Consider the following 22,203-nt stretch of genomic DNA (forward strand, 5'->3'; position numbering starts at 1 on the left):
ATGACAGAGACCGAGGGACTGTACGTGCCACCGGGCCACGGCCGGGTCGTCGAGACACCGGCCCAGCGGGTGACCTTCAAGGTCACCGGCCTGCACTCGCGCATGGCCTCCACCTTCGAGGTGGAGGTCCCGCCCGGCTTCGACGTGGGCGCCCATGTGCACACGCGCAGCGAGGAGTTGTTCTACATCCTCGAAGGCGAACTGGACGTCCTCGCCTTCGAGCCGCGCGTGCGCACCCCCGACAACTGGCAGAAGTGGGAGTCGTCCTCGGGCAGCCGGGTGGTCCGGGCGACGCCGGGCACGGTCATCGTCGTACCACCCGGCTGCCCGCACGCGTTCGCGAATCCGACGGAGGCACCGGCGAAGATGTTCTTCCAGGCCGCTCCCCCACCGGACCACGAGCGCTATTTCGAGGAGCTGCTCGACATCCTCGGCAACGGCGGCCCTCCCGACCAGGAGGCCATCGAGGCGCTGCGGGCCAAGTACGACATCGAGCAGCTCACACCGCTCAGGCACCGGTGAGTGCTAGCGGATGGGCATCCCCGACAGGGTCCGCGCGATGACCAGCCGCTGGATCTCGCTCGTGCCCTCGAAGATGGTGTAGATGGCCGCGTCCCGGTGCATCCGCTCGACCGGGTACTCGCGGGTGTACCCGTTGCCGCCGAGGATCTGGATCGCCTGAGCCGTCACCTTCTTGGCGGTCTCACTGGCGAACAGCTTCGACATGGAGCCCTCGGCGGCGGTGAACGGCTTGCCGTTGACCGCCATCCAGGAGGCACGCCACACCAGCAGGCGGGCGGCGTCGATCTGGGTACGCATGTCCGCCAGCTGGAAGGCCACGCCCTGGTTGTCGATGATCGGGCGGCCGAACTGCTCGCGGGTCGTGGCGTAGTCGAGGGCGACCTCGTACGCGGCCCGGGCGGTGCCGACCGCCATGGCGCCGACCGCCGGGCGGGACGCCTCGAACGTGGCCATGGCCGCGTTCTTCAGGCGCTCGCCGCCCTTCTTCGCCTTCTCCCGGGCCCGGGCCAGCCGCTCGTCCAGCTTCTCCTTGCCGCCGAGCAGGCAGGAGCCGGGCACCCGGACGTTGTCGAGGATGACCTCGGCCGTGTGCGAGGCGCGGATGCCGTGCTTCTTGAACTTCTGCCCCTGGGACAGTCCGGGCGTGCCCGGCGGGACGATGAAGGAGGCGTGGCCCTTGGAGCCGAGCTCCGGGTCGACGACGGCGACGACGACGTGGACGTTGGCGATGCCGCCGTTGGTCGCCCAGGTCTTCGTGCCGTTGATCACCCACTCGTCCTTGGCCTCGTCGTACACGGCACGCGTGCGCATGGAGGCGACGTCGGAGCCGGCGTCGGGCTCGGAGGAGCAGAACGCGGCGACCTTGACGTCGTTCTGGTCGCCGTACATCTGGGGTATCCAGGTGCCGATCTGTTCCTCGGTCCCGTTGGCGAGTACGCCCACGGCGGCCAGGCCGGTGCCCACAATGGAGAGGGCGATGCCCGCGTCGCCCCAGAACAGCTCCTCCATGGTCATCGGGATGCCGAGGCCGGTGGAGTCGAAGTACTGCTGCGCGTAGAAGTCGAGGGAGTAGATGCCGACCTTCGCGGCCTCCTGGATGACCGGCCAGGGAGTCTCCTCGCGCTCGTCCCACTCCGCCGCCGCGGGGCGGATCACATCCGCGGCGAAGCCATGGAGCCAGTCGCGTACTTCCTTCTGTTCCTCGTTCAGCTCCATGGTGAACTCGGCCATGTCCCCTCCAGCGGCGGTGGTGCGATGTTACTTGCGGTAACACGAGTGTGTTACTGATCGGTAGGAAAAGTCAACCGGCGATGACGCCTCGGCAGCCCGTTCGATGCCGGGGGCCCGGTCAGTGTTAGTTTGCGCAGGCGTCACCGAATCAGCACGGGTGGGGAGAGCACATGGACACCACGCAGCGGACCGATCAGCAGCGGTCCGCCGACCGCCGACGGCGCGAGCTGCTGGAGGCCGCCGACCGAGTGGTGCTGCGCGACGGCCCGCAGGCGTCGATGAACGCGATCGCGGCGGAAGCGGGTATCACCAAGCCGATCCTTTACCGGCACTTCGGCGACAAGGGCGGCCTCTACGCGGCCTTGGCCAAGCGGCACACCGACGCGTTGCTGGCCTCACTGCGGGCGGCGCTGGACGCGCCCGTCGACCGGCGCGAGCGCGTCGAGTCCACGCTGGACACGTATCTCGCCGCGATCGAGGCGCGGCCCCAGGTGTACCGGTTCCTCATGCATCCGGCGGAGGGGAGCACGGGAGGCGACCAGGGCTTCGACGTCGGCAAGCACTCGGCTCCGCTGCTGCGGCGGATGGGCGAGGAGCTGGCTCAGGTCATCGAGGAGCGGGTGGATCTCGGGCCGGAGAGTCAGCAGCTGGCGCGGGTGTGGGGGCACGGGATCGTCGGGATGATGCACGCGGCGGGTGACTGGTGGCTGGGGGAACGGCCCTGTTCCCGGGCTGAGTTGGTGCGGTCTCTCGCCGACCTGCTGTGGGGTCGCCTGGCCGCGGCCGGGGACAAGGTGGGAGGCCCGGGGTTCTGACGGTCGCTCGTCAGCCGCGGGCCGGTGGGGGCTGGTCGCGCGGTTCCCCGCGCCCCTGAGTCGGACCACTCGCCCGGTGCCATGAGGCTCGGGAGACCTGTCGCATCAGCTTCCGGCGGCGCCATCCCACCAAGCGGTCGGCGTACACCGTGCCCTCCAGGTGGTCGCACTCGTGTTGCAAGCATCTGGCAAAGAAGCCGGTGCCGTGGAGGGTGACCGGGTCGCCGGTCAGCGTGAAGCCCTCGACGACCGCGTGGTCGTAGCGCTCGGTTCCCGCCTCCAGGCCCGGCAGGGACAGACAGCCCTCGGGACCGCGGATCACCACACCGTCCGCCTCCACCAGCCGGGGGTTCACCACATGCCCCAGGTGACGCACGTCCTCGTCATCCGGACAGTCGTACACGAACACCCGCAGACCGACCCCGATCTGATTCGCGGCCAGGCCCACCCCCTGCGCCGCGTACATCGTGGCGAACAAGTCCTCCACGAGGGCCGCGAGGCCGGGGCCGAAGTCGGTGACGTCCCGGCAGGGCTCGCGCAGTACCGCGTCGCCGAGCAGGGTGAGGGGCCGGACGCGCCCGTGGGCGCCCGGAATGGAACTGTGTCGCATGGCGGCAAGGGTACGGTTCGTTCAGCTCATGCCCGCCGCTCAAGGCCTGGGCCGGGATTCGGGTGTGGGAATGGATCTCGATAGGCTGAGGTTCACACCACGTTGCCGGATGGCCCCAGGCGCGGCGCGTACGCAAGGAGGATCGAGAACTGATGGCAGGCAACTCGGACCCGCTCTCGCCGCGGGCCAAGCTGGCCGTGACCGCGGGCAAGGCGGTCGCTGCGGCATCGCGCGCCGCGGGGCGCGGCAGCGGGTCGGTGATCGGTGGCCGGGTCGCGCTGAAACTCGACCCCGATCTGCTCGGGCGGCTCGCCCAGAACCTGGACGTCGTCCTGGTGTCCGCCACCAACGGCAAGACCACGACCACCCGGCTCATCGCGGAGGCGCTGCGCGCCGCCGGCCCGGTCGTGTCGAACGCGCTCGGCGCCAACATGCCGGCCGGCATCACCTCCGCGCTGGCGGGCGGCTCGGACGCCAAGTTCGGTGTCATCGAGGTCGACGAGAAGTACCTGGCCGGTGTGGCCCGGGACACCGGCCCGAAGTGCATCGCCCTGCTGAACCTCTCCCGCGACCAGCTCGACCGCGCCGCCGAGACCCGGATGCTCGCCGAGAACTGGCGGGAGGGCCTGGCCGGCTCCAAGGCCGTCATCGTCGCCAACTGCGACGACCCGCTGGTGGTGTGGGCCGCGTCCTCGTCCCCGAATGTGATCTGGGTCGCTGCCGGGCAGATGTGGAAGGACGACGCCTGGTCCTGCCCGTCGTGCGGTGGCGTGATGCAGCGCCCCGGCGACGACTGGTTCTGCGGTGAGTGCGGCTTCCGGCGGCCGACGCCGACCTGGGCGCTGTCCGGGGACCATGTGCTGGATCCGCACGGGTCCGCCTGGCCGATCCACCTTCAGCTGCCGGGCCGTGCCAACAAGGCGAACGCGGCCTCCTCCGCGGCTGTCGCCGCCGTCTTCGGGGTGCCGCCGCAGGTCGCCCTGGAGCGGATGTACCAGGTGCAGGCGGTGGCCGGCCGGTACGACGTCGTCCAGTTCCAGAACCGCGACCTCAGACTGCTGCTGGCCAAGAACCCGGCCGGCTGGCTGGAGACGTTCTCCCTGATCGACCCGCCGCCCGCGCCGGTGATCCTGTCCGTCAACGCCCGCGGGGCCGACGGCACCGACACCTCCTGGCTGTGGGACGTCGACTACACCCGGCTGACCGGCCACCCGATCTTCGTCATCGGCGACCGGAAGCTGGACCTCGCCGTCCGTCTGGAGGTCGCCAACCAGCACTTCCAGGTCTGCGACAACCTCGACCAGGCCGTGCAGATGTGCCCGCCGGGCCGGATCGAGGTCATCGCGAACTACACCGCGTTCCAGGACCTGCGCCGCCGCGTCGGCAACTGATCTTCTGATCCTCGAAGGGCGATCACCTCATGAGCGACAACCAACTGCGGCTGGTGTGGATCTACCCGGACCTGCTGAGCACCTACGGCGACCAGGGCAACGCGCTGGTCGTGGAGCGCCGGGCCCGGCAGCGTGGCCTGGACGTGGCCCGGCTGGACGTGCGCAGCGACCAGCCGATCCCGACCTCCGGTGACATCTACCTCATCGGCGGCGGCGAGGACCGTCCGCAGCGGCTCGCGGCCGAGCGGCTGCGCCGGGACGGGCATCTGCACCGGGCGGTGGAGAACGGCGCCATCGTCTTCTCGGTGTGCGCCGGCTACCAGATCCTCGGTCACGAGTTCATCAACGACCTCGGCCAGCGGGAGCCGGGCCTCGGCCTGCTCGACGTGGTCTCGGTGCGCGGCGAGGGCGAGCGGTGCGTCGGTGACGTGCTGGCCGACATCGACCCGCAGCTGGGTCTCCCCCCGCTGACCGGCTTCGAGAACCACCAGGGCGTCACCCACCTGGGCCCCACGGCCCGCCCCTTGGCACGGGTGCAGATCGGCAAGGGCAACGGCACCGGGGACGGGACGGAGGGCGCGTACAACGGGACCGTGTTCGGTACGTACATGCACGGGCCGGTCCTCGCCCGCAACCCGCAGATCGCCGACCTGCTGCTGAAGCTGGCGCTCGACGTCAACGCGCTGCCGCCGATCGACGACCGCTGGTACGAGGCGCTCCGCAACGAGCGCATCGCGGCTGCGCAGCAGCCTGCGTGAAAACAGCTGCGCGGCAGCCTGTGTAATCCGTTCTTCAGCCGGATGTCAGTGTGGTCCGGCAGGCTCGTGGCGGGCCCGCCTGACGGTCCGTCCGCTCACATGTGCGGGCGCGTCCAGCAGGCGGACGCCCGCTACGGAGCCACCCCCTCACGCCGGTAGGGTGACCGGGAATCCGCCGGACACCGTGGTCCGGTTACCCGGCCCACGTTGAGAAGGTATTTCGGGCTATGCGCATTGGTGTCCTCACGTCCGGCGGCGACTGCCCCGGCCTGAACGCCGTCATCCGGTCCGTCGTGCACCGTGCCGTCGCCGACCACGGCGACGAGGTCATCGGTTTCCGGGACGGCTGGAAGGGCCTCCTGGAATGCGACTATCTGAAGCTCGACCTGGACGCCGTGGGCGGCATCCTCGCGCGCGGCGGCACCATCCTCGGGTCCTCCCGGGTCCGCCCGGAGCATCTGCGGGACGGCGTGGAGCGGGCCAAGGGCCATGTCGCGGACCTCGGCCTGGACGCGATCATCCCGATCGGCGGTGAGGGCACGCTGAAGGCGGCCCGGCTGCTGTCGGACAGCGGGCTGCCGATCGTGGGCGTGCCCAAGACCATCGACAACGACATCGCCGTCACCGATGTCACCTTCGGCTTCGACACGGCGGTGACCGTGGCGACCGAGGCCCTGGACCGGTTGAAGACCACCGCCGAGTCCCACCAGCGCGTGCTGATCGTGGAGGTCATGGGCCGGCACACCGGCTGGATCGCGCTGCACTCCGGTATGGCGGCCGGCGCCCACGCCGTGGTCGTGCCCGAGCGGCCCTTCGACATCGACGAGTTGACGAAGAAGGTCGGCGAGCGGTTCGAGGCGGGCAAGCGGTTCGCCATCGTGGTCGCCGCGGAGGGGGCCAAGCCGAGGCCCGGCTCCATGGAGTTCGACGAGGGCGGCAAGGACATCTACGGCCACGAGCGCTTCGCGGGCATCGCGCGGCAGCTGTCGGTCGAGCTGGAGCAGCGGCTCGGCAAGGAGGCCCGGCCGGTGATCCTCGGGCATGTGCAGCGGGGTGGCACGCCGACGCCGTACGACCGGGTGCTGGCGACCCGCTTCGGCTGGCACGCGGTGGAGGCCGTGCACCGGGGTGAGTTCGGCAAGATGACGGCGCTGCGCGGGACCGACATCGTCATGGTGTCGCTGGCGGAGGCGGTGGAGACGCTGAAGACGGTGCCCGCCGGGCGGTACGACGAGGCGGAGTGCGTGCTGTAGTCCAGCCGTGAACAAATCAGCCCCCGGGTCACAGCCGTGACCGGGGGCGGTTCTACTCTTGGGGGCGGACAACTCGCACAACCCCCACGAAACAGGAGCCGCCGGATGGATCACAGCGGGCACGGCATGATGATGGATCTGCCGCCGTTCACGCTGGGGCGAGGGCTCGAATGGTCGGCGGACCCCTTCTTCCTCATCGCGTGCCTGGCCGGTCTGGCCCTGTACGGCTGGGGTGTCGTGCGGCTGCGGCGGCGCGGGGACGCCTGGCCGGTGAGCCGTACCGTCTCGTACGTCGTCGGCGTGCTCACCATCGCGCTGGTGATGTGCACCAGGCTGAACGACTATGGCATGGTCATGTTCAGCGTGCACATGGTGCAGCACATGGTGATCAGCATGCTGTCGCCGATCCTGATCCTGCTCGGGGCCCCGGTCACCCTGGCGCTGCGCGGGCTGCCGCCCGCCGGAAAGGGCCGCAAGGGTCCGCGTGAGCTGCTGCTGATGCTGCTGCACAGCCGGTACATGCGGATCATCACCCACCCGGCGTTCACCATCCCGCTGTTCATCGCGAGCCTGTACGCCCTGTACTTCACCCCGCTGTTCGACTTCCTGATGGGTTCGAGGACCGGGCACATCGCGATGATGGTGCACTTCCTCGCGGTCGGTGTCGTGTTCTTCTGGCCGATCATCGGTGTCGACCCGGGTCCGCACCGGCCGGGCCATCTGATGCGGATGCTGGAGCTGTTCGCGGGCATGCCGTTCCACGCGTTCTTCGGTATCGCACTGATGATGGCGTCGACGCCGATGGTGGAGACCTTCGAGCACCCGCCGGCCTCGCTGGGCATCGACGCGCTGTCCGACCAGAGCGCGGCGGGCGGCATCGCCTGGGCGTTCAGCGAGATCCCGTCGGTGCTGGTGCTGATCGCGCTGCTGTTCCAGTGGTACCGCTCCGAGCAGCGGCAGGCCAAGCGCAAGGACCGGGCCGCCGACCGGGACGGCGACAAGGAGCTGGAGGCGTACAACGCCTATCTGGCCTCGCTCAACGCGCGCGAGGGCTAGGCCCTGTCGTCAAACTCCCGTCTGCCGCGCGACGCCATGCACGCACTCTCGCCGCACCGGGCCCCGACCCAAGTACATCCAGTACGAGGGCCGGGGCCCGGCACGCCGAGAGCACGCACCTGACGCCGCGCGGCCCGCCCTCCGGGCAGACGACGGGAGTTTGACGACAGGACCTAGCCGCGCCGCGCGCGAGCCGGCCGCACCTGTCCCGTCCGGGCCCGAACCAGGGCACCATGGTCGTGGACGGACCCATGAGGAGGGTGTCGCGATGCCCGGTTCCACGAACGGTTCCACCAAGACGATGGGGGCGCTCACGGTCGGCGGGCTGGTCGTCGTGACCGCCTACACGGTCGCGCTCGGCAGCAACGGCTGGCTGTGGTTCGGATGGGTGGTGCTGGGGCTGCTGACGCTCGCCCTGGTGGTCACCCAGTCGTGAGCCGCGCGGGGCGGGCGGGGCTGGCTACAGTGCCCGCATGAACAGCAGGACGCCCTCGTTCGACGAGCTGGACCGCCAGATCATCACCGCTCTCATGGCGAACGCGCGGACCAGCTTCGCCGAGATCGGAGCCGCGATCGGGCTGTCCGCCACCGCGGTCAAGCGGCGGGTGGACCGGCTGCGGGAGACCGGGGTGATCACCGGGTTCACGGCCACGGTCAAGCCCTCCGCGCTGGGCTGGCGCACGGAGGCGTACGTCGAGGTGTACTGCGAGGGCGCGGCCCCGCCCCGGCGGCTGGCGGAGGTCGTCCGCAACCATCCGGAGATCGCGGCGGCCATGACGGTGACCGGCGGCGCCGACGCGCTGCTGCATGTGCGCGCCCGGGACGTGGAGCACTTCGAGGAGGTGCTGGAGCGGATCCGCGCCGAGCCGTTCATCCGGAAGACGATCAGCGTGATGGTCCTGTCCCATCTGCTCCCGGAAAGCCCGGAAGCGGGCGCCACCCACGCGGCCCCCGAGTGACCGGACCAGCGCGCAGGAGTCGTGCGTGACCTCCGGCAACAACGCAGCGATGCTGCGCAACCGCGCAGCTTTCCTCGCTTGTCGCCCGTCTTCCGCCTTCCTACCGTGGTGTCACCCCTCAGTGACACACAGGAAAACGGAGGAAACCCTCTGTGTCCGACAGCCGTGTGCCGCGTTCCCGGCGCTTCCTCGTCTGTGAACCCAGACACTTCGCCGTCCAGTACGCCATCAATCCGTGGATGCATCCCGACAAACCCGTCGACGTGGACCTGGCCCAGGAACAGTGGCAGGCGCTGATCCGCGCCTACCGGGCCCACGGCCACACCGTGGACACCGTCGAGCCGGTCCCCGGCCTGCCGGACATGGTGTTCGCCGCCAACGCGGCGTTCGTCGTCGGCGGCCGGGTCTTCGGCTCCCTGTTCCACGCTCCGGAGCGCCGGCCGGAGTCGGTGCACTACGACACCTGGTTCAAGGCGGCCGGCTTCGACGTCCACCGGCCCGAGTCCGTGACCGAGGGCGAGGGCGACCTGGTGTGGACGGGCCGGTACGTGCTCGCCGGCACCGGGTTCCGCACGACTCGTGAGGCGCACCGGGAGGCGCAGGAGTTCCTCGGCCACCCGGTGATCGGCCTGACCCTGGTGGACCCGTACTTCTACCACCTGGACACGGCGCTGTTCGTCCTCGACGACGACAACATCTGCTACTACCCGGAGGCCTTCTCGCCGGGCAGCCGGGAGGTCCTCAAGCGGCTGTACCCGGACGCTGTGCTCGCCACCCGCGAGGACGCGATGGCGTTCGGCCTGAACTCCGTCTCGGACGGCCGGAACGTCTTCATCGCGCCCCGGGCGGAGGCGCTCGCCGGACGCCTGGCCGGCCACGGCTATGTCCCCGTCCCCGTCGACCTGTCCGAGTTCCACAAGGCCGGCGGCGGCATCAAATGCTGCACCCAGGAGATCCGCTGATGACCGCACCCGCGCGCACCCGTACGTCCGACGACCTGATCCGCGCGGAGGAGCCGGTTCTCGCGCACAACTACCATCCGCTGCCCGTGGTGGTGGCCCGTGCCGAGGGCACCTGGGTGGAGGACGTCGAGGGCAACCGCTACCTCGACATGCTGGCCGGCTACTCGGCCCTCAACTTCGGCCACCGGCACCCGGCGCTCATCGAGGCGGCCCACCGCCAGCTCGACCGGCTCACCCTCACCTCCCGCGCCTTCCACAACGACCGGCTGGCCGAGTTCGCCGAGCGGCTCGCCGAGCTGACCGGCCTGGACATGGTGCTGCCGATGAACACCGGCGCGGAGGCGGTGGAGAGCGGCATCAAGGTGGCCCGCAAGTGGGCGTACGACGTGAAGGGCGTCCCGGCCGGGAGGGCGACGATCGTGGTCGCGGCGGAGAACTTCCACGGCCGTACGACGACCATCGTCAGCTTCTCCACGGACGAGACGGCCCGGGCCGGCTTCGGTCCGTTCACGCCCGGCTTCAAGGTCGTGCCGTACAATGACCTGGCCGCGCTGGAGGCGGCGGTCGACGACACCACGGCGGCGGTGCTGATCGAGCCGATCCAGGGCGAGGCCGGGGTGATCATCCCGGACGACGGCTATCTCGCCGGGGTGCGCGAGCTGACCCGCCGCAAGGGCTGTCTGTTCCTCGCGGACGAGATCCAGTCGGGCCTCGGCCGCACGGGCCGTACCCTCGCCGTGGAGCACGAGGACGTCGTCCCGGACGTGCTGCTGCTCGGCAAGGCGCTCGGCGGCGGCATCGTGCCGGTGTCTGCGGTGGTGGCCCGGCGCGAGGTGCTGGGGGTGCTGCACCCGGGTGAGCACGGCTCGACGTTCGGCGGCAATCCGCTCGCGGCGGCGGTCGGCACGGCCGTGGTCGAGCTGCTGGAGACCGGTGAGTTCCAGCGGCGGGCGGCCGAGCTGGGCGTGATCCTGCGCGACGGGCTGACCGAGCTGACCGGCAAGGGGGTGACCGGGTTCCGGGCGCGCGGGCTGTGGGCCGGCGTGGACGTCGACCCCGCGCTCGGCACCGGCCGCGAGATCAGCGAGCGCCTGATGCGCGAGGGAATCCTGGTCAAGGACACCCACGGGTCCACGATCCGGCTCGCGCCGCCGCTGACGATCACGGCGGAGGAGCTGCGGTCGGCGCTGGCGGCCCTGGAGAAGGTGCTGGCCTGAGGGACGGGCGGGGGCCGGTGACGGCGCCGGTCCCCGCCCGCCGTGCCGTCAGTCCGTGCCGAGAAGCCGCTTCATCTCCTTGATCTCGGCGTTCTGCGCGGTGACGATGGCGTCCGCCATGGCCTTGGCGGGGCCGTACTGGCCCTTCTCCTTCTCGGTGGCGGCCATCTGGACGGCGCCCTCATGGTGGTCGACCATCATCGACAGAAACTTGGTGTCGAAGTCCTTGCCGGTGGCCTTCTTCAGTTCCGTCATGTCGGCCTCGCTCATCATCCCGGACATCGCGGAGTGGGCGGAGTGGTCCATGCCGGCCATGGGGACCTGCTCGCCCCAGGACGTCAGCCAGCCGGTCATGGTGCGGATCTCCGGGTCCTGCGCCTTCTCGATGCGCGAGGCGAGGTCCTTCACCTGCGCGGAGGAGGCCCGGCCGTCGGCGAGCTTCGCCATCTGAAGGGCCTGCTGGTGGTGCGGGATCATGCCCTGCGCGAAGGCGACGTCCTGGGCGTTGTGCGCGGTGGCCGACGCGCTCGGGGTGGCGGACCCGCTCGCCGCGGCGGAGGAGCCGTGGCCGGTGTGGCCGCCGGCGCTGTCGCTGTCGCCGCCGCAGGCGGCCAGGACGAGGGCTCCCGTCACGGCGACCATGGCGAGGGCGGCACGGCGCGTCAAGGTACGGATGGTCATGCGGTGAACTCCTGCTGTCTGTTCTGAAGGGATTTCGGGGACGCGTGAGCACGACCGCGGCACCTGCGCCGGGGCAGGGCGGCGGCCGGGGGCGGCCTCTAGATCCGCAGCAGTTGGAGTTCGGCCAGATCGGGCGGGGCGCGGGCGCCGTCCGGCGCGGTGGCCGGACCGGGGCGCGGGCAGGGTGCCGGTGCGACGACGGCCACCGGGCCGGGGGCCGGCACGGGCAGCCGGGGGCCGCCGTCCAGCGCGCCGGAGGCACAGCTGGGGTCGGCGTGGTGCAGCCGGTGGCCGCCGCAGTGACCGGCGGGGTCCGGGCAGTCGTCCGGCGCGCTGACGGCGACCGCGCCGTGCGCGGCCCGGGCGTGTCCGGCGTGTGCCATGCCCCCGCCGGGCGCCAGCGCGTGCATCCCGAGCAGTCCGGCCAGCAGGGCGAGCACGAGCAGCGCGCGGTGCCGCCGCTGGGGCGGTCGCGGGGCGTGTGCTCGGGTGCCGGTCATGGGGGACATCGTACGAGGGCCGGACGCGGCCGGAGTGCGGGGGCACGCCGGGCTGCGGCCGATGTCCCCGCACCGGATCAGCAGCAGCTCGGTGTCGGGCACTCGTGGCGCCGTCGCCCCATGTCCGGTCAGTGGTGACAAGTTGATGCGTCCTTCAACTGCAATGCGGTGAGCAGGAGTTTCCACACTCTGTCGCTCGTGGCGGGTGAGCGTCCCGGCGCCCCGCGCTCTGCCACGAACGACAGTCCATAGGCGACGGTCAGGAGCAGGTGGACCACTACGTCCGGTGGCTGAGTGACCAAGGGTGAGTGGGGGGTGTGCTGCTGCTGGGCGTGCCGGGTGGCGGCGGCCATCTCGCGGCGGATGCGGTCGAGGAGATCCGGCGCCCCGCCAACGGGCAGGGTGCAGTCGGCCGCCAGTCTCAGCGCCGCCCGGAAGCGGATGTCGTGCTTCATTTGACGGTTGACGGCCAGTACGAGGGCGCGCAGGGTGGTTTCGGGCGCGCATGAGACGGCGATGGAGCGGCCAATGCTGCTCCACGTCTCCGCCGACTGGCTCACCAGTGCGTCGGCGAGCGCCTTTTTGGAAGGGAAGTGCCCGTACAGAGCGCCCTTCGTCATACCTGTGCGTACGGCGACCGTCGCGAGATTGGTGCCCGCGTAGCCGTTCAGGGCGAACTCTTCAGCCGCCGCGTCCAGCACTTGATCCCGGGTGCGCATCGCCCTTGCCTGCTTCACCAACGCCTGAGTCCTCTCAAGGTCGTGAGCCAACGCTCCGAAAAACATACCCTCGGGAAGGTATGTTAGTTCGGGAGGTCGGCGTACGGGGAGGAAGTCCCCGGCCATGGGAGGAAATCGGGGGCGGTGTGTCCGCCGCGCGGCGGGTTTTCGCCGTGGGGCCGCAGGCGCCGGCTTCCGCTCATATCGGGGACCCACCTCGGGTGGCGGTGGACGACAGCGGTGTCGAGGCGTCACTGACGTGCCTGATCTCGGGGGGCGGTAGGTTGGCCGGAAGTGAGCGCAATGATCTCCGGGCCGTCGTGACCGTGCGCGTCGTGGTGCTGGGTGCGTGCGCTGCGGGGGCCTGCGTCGGCGGGCAGCACCGGCCAGTCGGACGCCCGCGCGTAGCGTGCCAGCACCGGATCCGGGCCGACCACGACCGGATTTCCCACGGCTCGCAGCATGTCGAGGTCGCTTGCGTGGTCTGCGTAGGCGAAGCAATCCGTGGTCGGCACCCTCAGCTGCGCCATCACTTCGGTCACGGCCTCGGCCTTGGCTTCGCCGATCATCGGGCGGGCCACCTCGCCGGTGAGAATGCCCTGGGCGTCGGCGAGTTGTTCGGTGCACAGGATCCGGTCCGCACCGAGATCCTCCGCCAGGGGCGTGAGCAGTGGCCGGGCCGAGCCCGACACCAGAACGATCGTGTGACCGGCCCGGCGGTGCCGGGCGAGTGCCGCCAAGCCGGCAGTGATGTAGCCGTCCGGCCGCGTGCGGTAGGCGTGGTACCAGTCGCGGCCGGCCTTCTGAAGCCGGGCCAGGGCGACGCCGGCGTAGCGCCGGTAGTACACGCGGTTCATTTCGGCTCGGCTCGCCCCGCGGCGCCGCAGCGCGGCCAGGTCGGTTCCACCGCGGTGGAGTCCTTCGTGCGGCTGCGCGGTCTTGTCCTCCCCCAGGCTGTGGGGCGCCTGCTGTGCGAAATCGAGCATGCTCTTCACGGTGATCAGCGTCTCGTCGACGTCGAAGAACGCGATGCGTCGGATGCCGGCCGACCGGCTCGCGGCTGCGCGGCGTTCGTGCGGCGGTGCGGACATCAGGCCGTACGCCTTTCCGTGCCTGGTGCGGTCGCGGCTGTTCCGCCGGGTGAGCCGGCCGACCCGCGTGGCTCGGCGGCCGGGCCGGCGCCGGTCGCCGCGTCCGCGCTGCCGAACAGGGTCGGCGTGTACGCGTTGGCCGCCGCGTCGACGCTCAGCGTCGCGTGTGCGGCAGCCGTGGTGATGTCCCGCCAGTGGCGCTGCACCGGGTCGCCCTCTGCCTGGCCGCGTGTTCTCGATGCGCGCAGTAGCTGGTCGACGGCTTCGGAGCACAGCTCCACGGCCACGGCGGCGTCCCGCTGTCCCTCGGCGACGAGGAGCGGTGTCACCGGTGCGCGGTCGGCCCGGTCCGCCGCTTCTCCCAGGAGCAGGCCCGCGGCGCGTATGTGTGCTGCTGCTCTGGTCACGGTGAGGGCGTGGGAGGCCGAGGGCGGTGTGGTGCGCTGCCGGCCGGCGGCGGCGTGTGTCCAGGCGTCGAGGGCTCCCTGGGCCGCTCCGAGGACGGGAAGGGCGAACATCAGCGCGCCCACCATGGCATAGGGCACCGTGTGGCAGCGGGCCGAGCCGGGCCGGGGGCGCAGGAGGTCCGCCAGTGTGCAGGTGCGGTGGGCGGGGACCAGCACCCCCTGCGCCTCGACGGTGTTGCTGCCTGTGCCGCGCATGCCGAGGGTGTGCCAGGTGTCGGTGACTGTCACCTCGTGCCTGGGGACGGCGAACAGGCGGTGCCGCTCGGGATCGTTGCGGCCTGGTGTCCGGCTCCCCAGAAGCACCCAGTCGGCGTGGTCGACGCCGCTGGCGAACCCCCAGCGGCCGGTCAGCCGCCAGCCGTCCGGTTCGGCGTTCGCCTCACCCGACGGGGGCACGATGGCCGCGGCGATACGGGCGTCGGGCGAGGAGTGCCACAGTTCGCGCTGTCCCTGCTCGGGGAGATACGAGGCCAGCCGTCCGTGGGCGGCGTACAGCGTGGCGCACCAGGCGGTGGCGGCGCAGGTCCGGGCGAGCATGGTCGCCGCAGTGAGCAGTTCGCCGAACGTGCCGGCGCGGCCACCGAAGCGCCGGGGGACGAAGTGGCGTGGAAATCCCGCGTCGGTGACCGCCTGGACCACGTCATCCGTGAGCCGCCGGCGCGTCTCCTGGGCATGACGGTCCCGGTCCGCGAGGGCCGCGGCGCGTGCCACCGCGTCCGGGGAGAATGCACCCGGTGACGCGGTCATGAGGCCACCTTCGCCCGGTCGCCGCGGTGCGGGACCGCGCATCCGGGTCTGATCGTCCCGGCTGTCGTCGTGGTGACGGTCGCGGTGGTCAGCGTCCGGCTGCCTTGCCGGGCGGTGAGGTGCAGCGTGCGCGTGCCGCAGGCCGGGGTATGTCCGCTGGTGGCAGGGAGGGCGGTGACGGTGACAGGGGAGTCGAGTTCGCCGAATGCCTGGTAGGAAGCCGTGGCGGCCATGAGGGTCCACAGTCGTGGGCCGGAGGATCCGGGCGCGCGTGGGGTGAGGGCCGTGGCGGCCTGACGGCAGGCCTCCAGCAGTGCCATGCCTGATATGTGGTCCGATTCGTGGTCGAAGAGCACCGGATGGTCCCTTCGCAGCCGCAGCTGCCAGGTGTGGTCGGGAAGACCGGGAGCGGTGGCGAGCAGGACGTGCAGGTCGTCGCGGAAGCCGACGGCCTCGGGAGGCAGGGCAGTCGCTGCGCCGGCGGGCACCTGCGGTGCGGAGCGCTCTGCGAGCCTGGTGCGGTCGCGGATCACGGCGTACCGCCGGGGGGCAAGGACCTCGAAGTGAATACCGCAGCGGCCGCGCTGCACTCCGGCCACGTACACGTCGGCGCTCAACGCCATGGCCAGCCGGCGCGGGTTGGTGGTGGTCCTCGTACTCGTGACGTCCAGGACGACAGGCAGCGGACCGGGGCCCCAGGCGGGGAGGTCGAGATCGAAGTCGAGGCCGGACAGTACGAAGTGGTGGCCCTTCGGCACGTCGTAGAAGGTGTGGCAGAGGTGGATCGCCGACTGTCGTACGGTCTCCGCGGCGAGGAGGGGGTCGCACGGGCTCGATGTCGCGCGGTGAGTGAGGAAGGCGTCCCGGGGCCACAGGGCGGCCACGGCGAACCGGTTCTCGCCCAGTGGCCGTGCGTCGGTGAGCAGCACTTCCGCCGCGGCGGCCTTGTGCACGTCGGCCGGCGGCAGGGGACGGGCGAAGGAGAGCGAGGGACAGCCGCCGAATAAGGGGGCGTGGGGAGCGGACGGTGACGGGCGGTCGGTGTGGTTCATGGGGCTCTACGTCTCCTGGTGTGTCCTCATACGGGACCACCGGCTGGCTTGCCGCGCTGCAAGGAAGCCGGGATCGGTAAGGTGATCACCAGAAGAAATATACCTGCGGGAAGGTATTCTGCAACGGGTTTCGTGCCCGGCTCCAGCCGAAGCAGCATGGCGCCCGCAGGGCGAGCACCCACGAAGGAAGGCAGCCATGACGAGCGTCCAACAGCCCACGGCTTTCACGGCCCAGCCCAACGTGCCGCGCGGACCTCACCCGCAGCAGGAGCGGTCGATCAGAACCCGGGCCCAGATCCTGGAGGCGGCGTCGGAGATCTTCGCGGCGCGCGGCTACCGGGGAGCCTCCGTCAAGGACATCGCCGAGCGTGTCGGCATGACCAAGGGCGCGGTGTACTTCCACTTCCCCAGCAAGGAGTCGCTGGCCATCGCCGTGGTGGAGGAGCACTACACGCGCTGGCCCGCGACGATGGAAGAGATCCGCGCCCAGGGCTTCACGCCGTTGGAGACGGTCGAGGAGATGCTCCGTCGCGCGGCGCAGTCCTTCCGTGACGACCCCGTGATGCAGGCCGGTGCCCGGCTCCAGAGTGAGCGCGCCTTCATCGACGCGGAACTGCCGCTGCCCTATGTGGACTGGACCCACCTGCTGGCCGTTCTGCTGCAGGAGGCCCGTGAAACCGGCCAGTTGCGGGCGGGCGTCGACCCCGCAGCGGCGGCCCGCTCGCTGGTGGCCGCCTTCTTCGGGATGCAGCACATCTCCGACAATCTGCACCAGCGAGCGGACATCATGGAACGGTGGGAGGAGCTGCGGGAGCTGATGTTCTTCGCGCTCCGCGCCTGAGCGTTCGGGAAAACTGGTGGTGCCGCTGATAGGAGAATCTCACTCTTCTCCCTGTGCTCCGTTGCCGATTACGTTCTCTGCATGATTGCGGACACCGCGACAACCAGCGCGCGGGCGGAAGCCCCGGCCGCAGCGTTGCGTCTGTTCTGTTTTCATCATGCAGGCGGCCAGGAAACGGCATTCCTCGGATGGCAGAAGAGACTCGGAGCGCGGGCGGAGGTGATTCCCGTCCGGCTGCCCCGGCCCGAGGACGTCTCGCCGGAGGGATCAGGCGGGAACGAAATGTCGATGGCCCCCGTGGTGGCGGCCATCGACCACGACATCGGTCCTCTGCTGCGGCGGCCCTTCGTCTTCTACGGACACAGCATGGGCGCCCTCGTGGCATACCACCTCACCCGCCTGCGGCAGTCCCGCGGCCGGTCCCTGCCGGAGCGGCTGCTCATCGGCGCCTACCCGGCACCCCATCTGCCGCACCGGCTCGCCGGCTGCGCGCACCTGCCTGACGAGGATTTGCTCGCGCTGCTGCCGCCGCAGCCCGCGCGCCACTCCCTCCTGCTGCACCGAGCCCCCGGCCTGGCGGCAGCGGCCGCGGCACGGCTGCGCCTGCACCTCGGCCTCTGCGACAGCGCCGCTCCGGCGGCACCGAGCGGTCCGGAGCGCACCGGTCACGGCTCCCCGCAGCGGGTAAGTGACCCGCTGCGGTGTCCGGTGGACGTGTTCACCGGGACCAGCGACCCGCTGGTGACGGACGCCGAGGCCGCCGCGTGGCGGTACCACACCCGCGCAGGCTGCCGCGTACACCGGATTCCCGGCGGACATTTCTTCACGCGCGAAACCCCGGAATCGAAGGACGCGTTCTTTCACCGGCTGTGCAGCGTGCTTGCACAGCCATCGGAATGGGCTGCCGACGCGGCGTGGCCCATGCCTGCCACCGTCGCTTCGTAAAAGCGTTTCCCTCAACACTGGAGGACGTTCATGTATCCCGAGACGCTCGAATTCGGTGCTTTCCTCTCCCCCATGCATCCGCTGGGCGAGGACCCCACGCTGCAGTTCCAGCGCGATCTCGAACTGATAGAGCTCCTCGACCGTCTCGACTACCGCGAATTCTGGGTCGGCGAGCATCACTCCATGGGCTGGAACACCATCGGCAACCCCGAGCTGATGGTTGCGGCGGCCGCCGAGCGGACCCGCCGCATCACCCTGGCCACCGGCGTCATGACGCTGCCCTACCACCACCCGTTCATGGTGGCGAGCCGCGCGGTGCACCTGGACCATCTGACCCGTGGCCGGTTCGTGCTCGGTGTGGGCGCGGGCGGCATCCCGACCGACGCCCGCATGATCGGCCGTGAGATGGGTGAACTGCGCGCCATGTTCGGCGAGGCGCTGGAGGCGATCGTCGCACTGGTCAACGGCGAGGAGCGGGTGACGAAGAAGACGTCGTGGTTCACGCTGAAGGATGCCAAGCTTCAGCTGTCCCCGTACCGCGCGTCGGGGCTGGAGATCGCCGCCGCCAGCGTCGCGTCCGGCAACAGCATGCGGCTGGCCGGCCGCTACGGGATCAGCACCGTCTCGTTCGGCGCGCCGCGGCCGGGCCATCCCCGGCCCGACATGCGGGCCCAGTGGGCGTATGCGGAGGAGGCGGCAGCCGAACACGGCACCACGGTGGACCGCAGGAACTGGCGGATCACCCTGCCGGTGTACGTGGCCGAAACGCGCGAGCAAGCCCTCGCCGACGTCCGGGAGGGCTACGACCGCTGGGCATACGGCTACTGGGGCGACATCCGCGGCCTCGATGTCAGCGTGCCCGGCGTCAAGCGCGCGCACGCTCTGGAGGCTGCCGCGGAAGCGGGCAGCGTCATCGTCGGCTCCGTCGACGACGTGGTGGCCGGCATCGAGCGGCTCCGTGAGGAGGTCGGCGGCTTCGGGACCCTGCTCGTCTACGCGCAGGACTGGGCGGACTGGGAGAAGACCAAGCGGAGCTACGACCTGCTGGCCCGCTACGTCGCCCCGCGTTTCACCGGCTCCACCCGGCGGCTGTACGAGTCCGTGCACTGGTACCAGGACAACCGCGACCTGTTCCCGCAGCTCATCCCGTGAACCCTGCACGCCGTGCCCGCGGGCGTGCAGGGTCGCCCCGGGCACGGCATCCCTCCTCGGAGCGACAGCGACAGCGCATGACCACCGAACCGATACGCATCGGCGTCATCGGCGCCTCCCCTGACCGGGGCTGGGCCGCCGCCGCACACCTTCCGGTCCTGCGGCACCTGCCGCAGTACGAGATCACCGCGGTCGGCACCCGTCACGCGGACAGTGCGCACCGGGCCGCTCGCCGGTACGGGGCGGCTCACGCCTTCACCGACCCCCGCAGCCTGGCCGGACATCCGGACGTGGAACTGGTCGCGATCGTCGTGAAGGTGCCGGACCATGCGCGGCTGGTGAAAGCGGCGCTCGCAGCGGGCAAGCACGTCCTGTGCGAATGGCCCCTCGCCCGGACCACTGAGGAGGCTACCGAGCTCACCGCAGCCGCTCACGCGGCCGGCGTGGTGAACGCCGTCGGTCTGCAGGCGCGGCACGCCCCGGCGGTCGTCCGAGCCCGGGAACTGATCGTGCAGGGCTACGTCGGCCGGGTCACCTCCGTCACCGTGTACAGCGCGCGGGGGGTCGCGGCCGGGGCCCGGTTGCCTGCCGCCTTCGCCTACACCCTCGATTCCACGAACGGCGCCGGGACCCTCGAGGTCGCCGGCGGGCACACGCTCGACACAGTTCAGTACCTGCTCGGCAGGGAGGTGACCGGCGTGTCGGCCGCGCTGTCCGTTCAGCATCCGCGGATCACACTCGACGAGGACGCACGGCAGGTGGGGGCGACCGGCCCGGATCACGTCGCGCTGCACGCGACGCTGGAAGGCGACGCCGTACTGGTCGCCCACATCCACGACGCCAAGAACAGCGGCGGACGCACGCGGATCGAGATCTCCGGCACGAAAGGGGAGCTGGCCGTCGTGTCCGCCGGGCCGGGGGGCGACCGCGGGCTGCAGATCAGCGGACTGTCCCTGCTCGGAGCGCGGGGGACGGGGTCGGCCCTGCGGGAGCTGCCGCTTCCCGGTTCCCGCGGCACGGCGGGGCCGGCGGCCGGTCTCGATGCCGCCCAGCAGACCATGGCTGCGCAGTACGCGGCTCTGGCCGCGGACATCCGCGCGGGCGGCAGTCGTGTGCCCCGTTTCGCCGACGGACTCGGGGTGCACCGGCTGCTGGACGCCGTGCGGCTGTCCGCCGCGGCGGGCTGCCGGGTGGAGCGCCGCGCGGACGGGCGGTGGCCGGTCAGATCTCCTTGGCCGCAGCGTTGACGATCGCGGTGAGCAGGCCGGGGAAGGCCTGCTCCAGGTCGTCGGTGCGCAGCGCGTTCATCTTCGAGGTGCCGATGTAGTACTGCCTGATGATCCCGGCCTGGCGCAGCACCTTGAAGTGGTGGGTGCCGGTGGAGCGGGACACGGTGATGTCGAAGGTGCCGCAGGCGATGTCCTCGGGTGCCTGGGCAAGCTGCCGGACGATGCTGCGGCGCACCGGATCGACCAGCGCGTCCAGGACGCCCTGGAGAGTGATGGCATCGGCATCGGGATGGTCGGTGATGCGTTCTGTGGTGATCCGTGCCGCCACGGCTGTCCGCCTCCTCGTCGCGTGTCTTCCCGCCATGCTACGACACCCATCATAGGTTGATGAGCATCAAAGTTTGACAGCCATCGTCATATGGGGTTCAGTGGAGAACACGCGGCGTCTCAGGCGCAGTTGGGCGGCAGCACCCTCTTGGCCGCCATCTGCCGGCCACTCCTCAGCGGACCGCAGCCCGTCATCCGACCCCCCCCACAGGAGAAGAAGAGCATGACCACTGTCCGAACAGGCGGGGCACAGACCGCCGCAGGCCCCGCGGGCGGCCGGCGGGACGTCCCCAGCGGTGTGAAGATCACCGCTCTGGCCACGGGATTCGTCATGGCGACCCTGGACGTCACCGTCGTGAACGTCGCCGGAGCCACCATCCAGGAGAGCCTGGGCACCACGCTGACTCAGCTGACCTGGATCGTCGACGGCTACGTACTGACTTTCGCCTCGCTGCTGATGCTCGCGGGCGGATTGGCCAACCGGATCGGCGCGAAGACCATCTACCTGTGGGGCATGGGCGTCTTCTTCCTGGCCTCCCTGGCCTGTGCCCTGGCTCCCACGGCGGAGACGCTGATCGCCGCCCGGCTGGTACAGGGCGCGGGCGCTGCGCTCTTCATGCCCAGTTCCCTGTCGCTGCTGGTCTTCTCCTTCCCGGAGAAGCGGCAGCGCACCCGCATGCTGGGGCTGTGGTCCGCGATCGTCGCCACCTCGTCGGGCCTGGGGCCGACCGTCGGCGGGCTCATGGTCAGCGCCTTCGGCTGGGAGTCCATCTTCCTGCTCAACCTGCCGATCGGTGCCATCGGCATGGTCATGACCTATCGCTACATCGCTGCCGCGGAAAGCCGCGCCACCCGGCTCGCCGTTCCGGGCCATCTGATCTGGATCATCGCGCTGGCCTCCGTGAGCTTCGCCCTGATCGAAGGCCCGCAGCTGGGCTGGACGGCGACTCCCGTGCTCATCGCGTACGTGGGTGCCGTGGCCGCCGCCACGCTGCTGACGCTCCGCGAACGCCGTGCCGCCAACCTGGTCATGCCCTGGCAGCTGTTCCGCGGCCCCGGATTCGCCGGAGCCAACATCGTCGGCTTCCTGTTCAACTTCGCGCTGTTCGGCTCGACCTTCATGCTCGGTCTGTACTTCCAGCACGCCCGGGGCGCCACCCCCTTCCAGGCCGGGCTGGAACTGCTGCCCATGACGATCTTCTTCCCGGTCGCGAACATCGTGTACGCGCGGATCTCCGCGAGGTTCTCCAACGGCACTCTGCTGACCACCTTCCTGCTCCTTGCCGGTGCCGCCTCCCTGTCCATGGTCACCATCTCGGCGTCCACCCCTTACTGGGTCGTGGCCGTGGCGGTGGGCGTCGCCAACATCGGGGCAGGGATCATCTCCCCCGGCATGACCGCTGCCCTCGTGGACGCCGCCGGACCGGAGAACGCCAACGTGGCCGGCTCGGTCCTCAACGCCAACCGGCAGATCGGCTCGCTCGTCGGCATCGCGGTCATGGGCGTGGTTCTGCACTCGACCAGTGACTGGGACCAGGGAGCCGCGACATCCTTCCTGGCCGTCGGCCTCGCCTATCTCCTCGGCGGCCTCAGCGCCTGGCGGCTCATCGTCCGGTCCGAACGCCGCGACACCCTTGCCGCGACCGCCTGACCGCGGACCCGCACCCCGCGCAAGGAGG

At 70.6% G+C, this 22,203-nt stretch carries 24 protein-coding genes; 15 read left to right on the forward strand and 9 right to left on the reverse strand.

Features of this window, described 5'->3' with window-relative positions:
* Positions 1-522, forward strand: coding sequence for a cupin domain-containing protein (locus AB0L21_RS34475; RefSeq protein ID WP_365700890.1), 522 nt, complete (start codon positions 1-3; stop codon positions 520-522).
* Positions 523-525: 3 nt separating this feature from the next.
* On the opposite strand, the gene AB0L21_RS34480 is transcribed toward AB0L21_RS34475, so the two are convergent.
* The gene (locus tag AB0L21_RS34480; protein ID WP_365700892.1) at positions 526-1,752 is read right to left on the reverse strand and encodes an acyl-CoA dehydrogenase family protein; all 1,227 of its coding nucleotides are present in this window, start codon (positions 1,750-1,752) and stop codon (positions 526-528) included.
* A gap of 170 nt (positions 1,753-1,922) precedes the next feature.
* On the opposite strand from AB0L21_RS34480, the gene AB0L21_RS34485 reads away from it, so the two are divergent.
* A complete protein-coding gene (locus AB0L21_RS34485) occupies positions 1,923-2,567 on the forward strand; it encodes a TetR family transcriptional regulator (protein WP_365700894.1) in 645 nt (214 codons plus the stop codon).
* A 10-nt stretch (positions 2,568-2,577) separates the two neighbouring features.
* Here AB0L21_RS34485 and def read toward each other — a convergent pair whose 3' ends face one another.
* On the reverse strand, positions 2,578-3,177 hold the full coding sequence (def, locus tag AB0L21_RS34490; RefSeq protein ID WP_365700896.1) for a peptide deformylase: 600 nt from the start codon (positions 3,175-3,177) through the stop codon (positions 2,578-2,580).
* Between the two features lie 152 nt (positions 3,178-3,329).
* Here def and AB0L21_RS34495 point away from each other — a divergent pair, with 152 nt between their 5' ends.
* From AB0L21_RS34495 to rocD, 8 genes are all read left to right on the forward strand, one after another.
* On the forward strand, positions 3,330-4,568 hold the full coding sequence (locus AB0L21_RS34495; RefSeq protein ID WP_365788216.1) for a MurT ligase domain-containing protein: 1,239 nt from the start codon (positions 3,330-3,332) through the stop codon (positions 4,566-4,568).
* Between the two features lie 29 nt (positions 4,569-4,597).
* Positions 4,598-5,326, forward strand: a complete 729-nt coding sequence (locus AB0L21_RS34500; protein WP_365700900.1) for a glutamine amidotransferase — start codon at positions 4,598-4,600, stop codon at positions 5,324-5,326.
* 227 nt (positions 5,327-5,553) lie between these two features.
* Complete coding sequence (locus AB0L21_RS34505; RefSeq protein WP_365700903.1) at positions 5,554-6,579, forward strand: 6-phosphofructokinase; 1,026 nt, start codon at positions 5,554-5,556, stop codon at positions 6,577-6,579.
* Positions 6,580-6,684: 105 nt separating this feature from the next.
* A complete protein-coding gene (locus AB0L21_RS34510) occupies positions 6,685-7,635 on the forward strand; it encodes a cytochrome c oxidase assembly protein (protein WP_365700904.1) in 951 nt (316 codons plus the stop codon).
* A gap of 268 nt (positions 7,636-7,903) precedes the next feature.
* On the forward strand, positions 7,904-8,071 hold the full coding sequence (locus tag AB0L21_RS34515) for a hypothetical protein (protein WP_014671269.1): 168 nt from the start codon (positions 7,904-7,906) through the stop codon (positions 8,069-8,071).
* Between the two features lie 37 nt (positions 8,072-8,108).
* Positions 8,109-8,594, forward strand: a complete 486-nt coding sequence (locus AB0L21_RS34520; RefSeq protein WP_208030937.1) for an Lrp/AsnC family transcriptional regulator — start codon at positions 8,109-8,111, stop codon at positions 8,592-8,594.
* 152 nt (positions 8,595-8,746) lie between these two features.
* A complete protein-coding gene (gene ddaH, locus AB0L21_RS34525) occupies positions 8,747-9,556 on the forward strand; it encodes a dimethylargininase (RefSeq protein WP_365788217.1) in 810 nt (269 codons plus the stop codon).
* Positions 9,556-10,773: an ornithine--oxo-acid transaminase gene (rocD, locus tag AB0L21_RS34530; RefSeq protein WP_365700909.1), complete on the forward strand. Its 1,218-nt coding sequence runs from the start codon at positions 9,556-9,558 to the stop codon at positions 10,771-10,773. Before ddaH ends, rocD begins: the two co-directional genes overlap by 1 nt.
* A 48-nt stretch (positions 10,774-10,821) precedes the next feature.
* Here the strand turns inward: rocD and AB0L21_RS34535 are convergent, their stop codons facing one another.
* From AB0L21_RS34535 to AB0L21_RS34560, 6 genes are all read right to left on the reverse strand, one after another.
* Complete coding sequence (locus AB0L21_RS34535) at positions 10,822-11,454, reverse strand: DUF305 domain-containing protein (protein ID WP_365700911.1); 633 nt, start codon at positions 11,452-11,454, stop codon at positions 10,822-10,824.
* A 98-nt stretch (positions 11,455-11,552) separates the two neighbouring features.
* A complete protein-coding gene (locus AB0L21_RS34540) occupies positions 11,553-11,954 on the reverse strand; it encodes a DUF6153 family protein (RefSeq protein ID WP_365788218.1) in 402 nt (133 codons plus the stop codon).
* A gap of 128 nt (positions 11,955-12,082) precedes the next feature.
* The gene (locus AB0L21_RS34545) at positions 12,083-12,691 is read right to left on the reverse strand and encodes a TetR/AcrR family transcriptional regulator (RefSeq protein ID WP_365701059.1); all 609 of its coding nucleotides are present in this window, start codon (positions 12,689-12,691) and stop codon (positions 12,083-12,085) included.
* Between the two features lie 233 nt (positions 12,692-12,924).
* Positions 12,925-13,764, reverse strand: a complete 840-nt coding sequence (locus AB0L21_RS34550) for an HAD family hydrolase (protein ID WP_365788219.1) — start codon at positions 13,762-13,764, stop codon at positions 12,925-12,927.
* Entirely contained in the window at positions 13,764-14,978 is a 1,215-nt protein-coding gene (locus tag AB0L21_RS34555; protein ID WP_365700917.1) for an oxidoreductase, read from the reverse strand. Before AB0L21_RS34555 ends, AB0L21_RS34550 begins: the two co-directional genes overlap by 1 nt.
* Positions 14,975-16,030, reverse strand: a complete 1,056-nt coding sequence (locus AB0L21_RS34560) for a ScbA/BarX family gamma-butyrolactone biosynthesis protein (RefSeq protein ID WP_365788220.1) — start codon at positions 16,028-16,030, stop codon at positions 14,975-14,977. Before AB0L21_RS34560 ends, AB0L21_RS34555 begins: the two co-directional genes overlap by 4 nt.
* Before the next feature lie 196 nt (positions 16,031-16,226).
* Between AB0L21_RS34560 and AB0L21_RS34565 the strand changes: the two genes are divergently transcribed.
* The 4 genes from AB0L21_RS34565 to AB0L21_RS34580 all read left to right on the forward strand — a co-directional run bounded on the left by AB0L21_RS34565 (position 16,227) and on the right by AB0L21_RS34580 (position 20,215).
* Complete coding sequence (locus AB0L21_RS34565) at positions 16,227-16,871, forward strand: ScbR family autoregulator-binding transcription factor (RefSeq protein WP_365700921.1); 645 nt, start codon at positions 16,227-16,229, stop codon at positions 16,869-16,871.
* Positions 16,872-16,952: 81 nt separating this feature from the next.
* A complete protein-coding gene (locus AB0L21_RS34570; RefSeq protein ID WP_365788221.1) occupies positions 16,953-17,816 on the forward strand; it encodes an alpha/beta fold hydrolase in 864 nt (287 codons plus the stop codon).
* A gap of 30 nt (positions 17,817-17,846) precedes the next feature.
* Complete coding sequence (locus AB0L21_RS34575) at positions 17,847-18,968, forward strand: LLM class flavin-dependent oxidoreductase (protein ID WP_365700925.1); 1,122 nt, start codon at positions 17,847-17,849, stop codon at positions 18,966-18,968.
* A gap of 77 nt (positions 18,969-19,045) precedes the next feature.
* Positions 19,046-20,215, forward strand: a complete 1,170-nt coding sequence (locus AB0L21_RS34580; protein WP_365788222.1) for a Gfo/Idh/MocA family oxidoreductase — start codon at positions 19,046-19,048, stop codon at positions 20,213-20,215.
* Here AB0L21_RS34580 and AB0L21_RS34585 read toward each other — a convergent pair.
* Positions 20,190-20,525 carry a helix-turn-helix domain-containing protein gene (locus AB0L21_RS34585; RefSeq protein WP_365788223.1) on the reverse strand — a complete coding sequence of 112 codons (336 nt, stop codon included), beginning with the start codon at positions 20,523-20,525 and terminating at the stop codon, positions 20,190-20,192. The two genes, AB0L21_RS34580 and AB0L21_RS34585, sit on opposite strands and share 26 nt — an antisense overlap.
* Positions 20,526-20,747: 222 nt before the next feature.
* Here AB0L21_RS34585 and AB0L21_RS34590 point away from each other — a divergent pair, with 222 nt between their 5' ends.
* On the forward strand, positions 20,748-22,175 hold the full coding sequence (locus AB0L21_RS34590; protein WP_365700932.1) for an MFS transporter: 1,428 nt from the start codon (positions 20,748-20,750) through the stop codon (positions 22,173-22,175).
* Positions 22,176-22,203 lie beyond the last annotated feature (28 nt).

The organism is Streptomyces sp. NPDC052721 (assembly GCF_040678315.1).
Classification (GTDB): domain Bacteria; phylum Actinomycetota; class Actinomycetes; order Streptomycetales; family Streptomycetaceae; genus Streptomyces.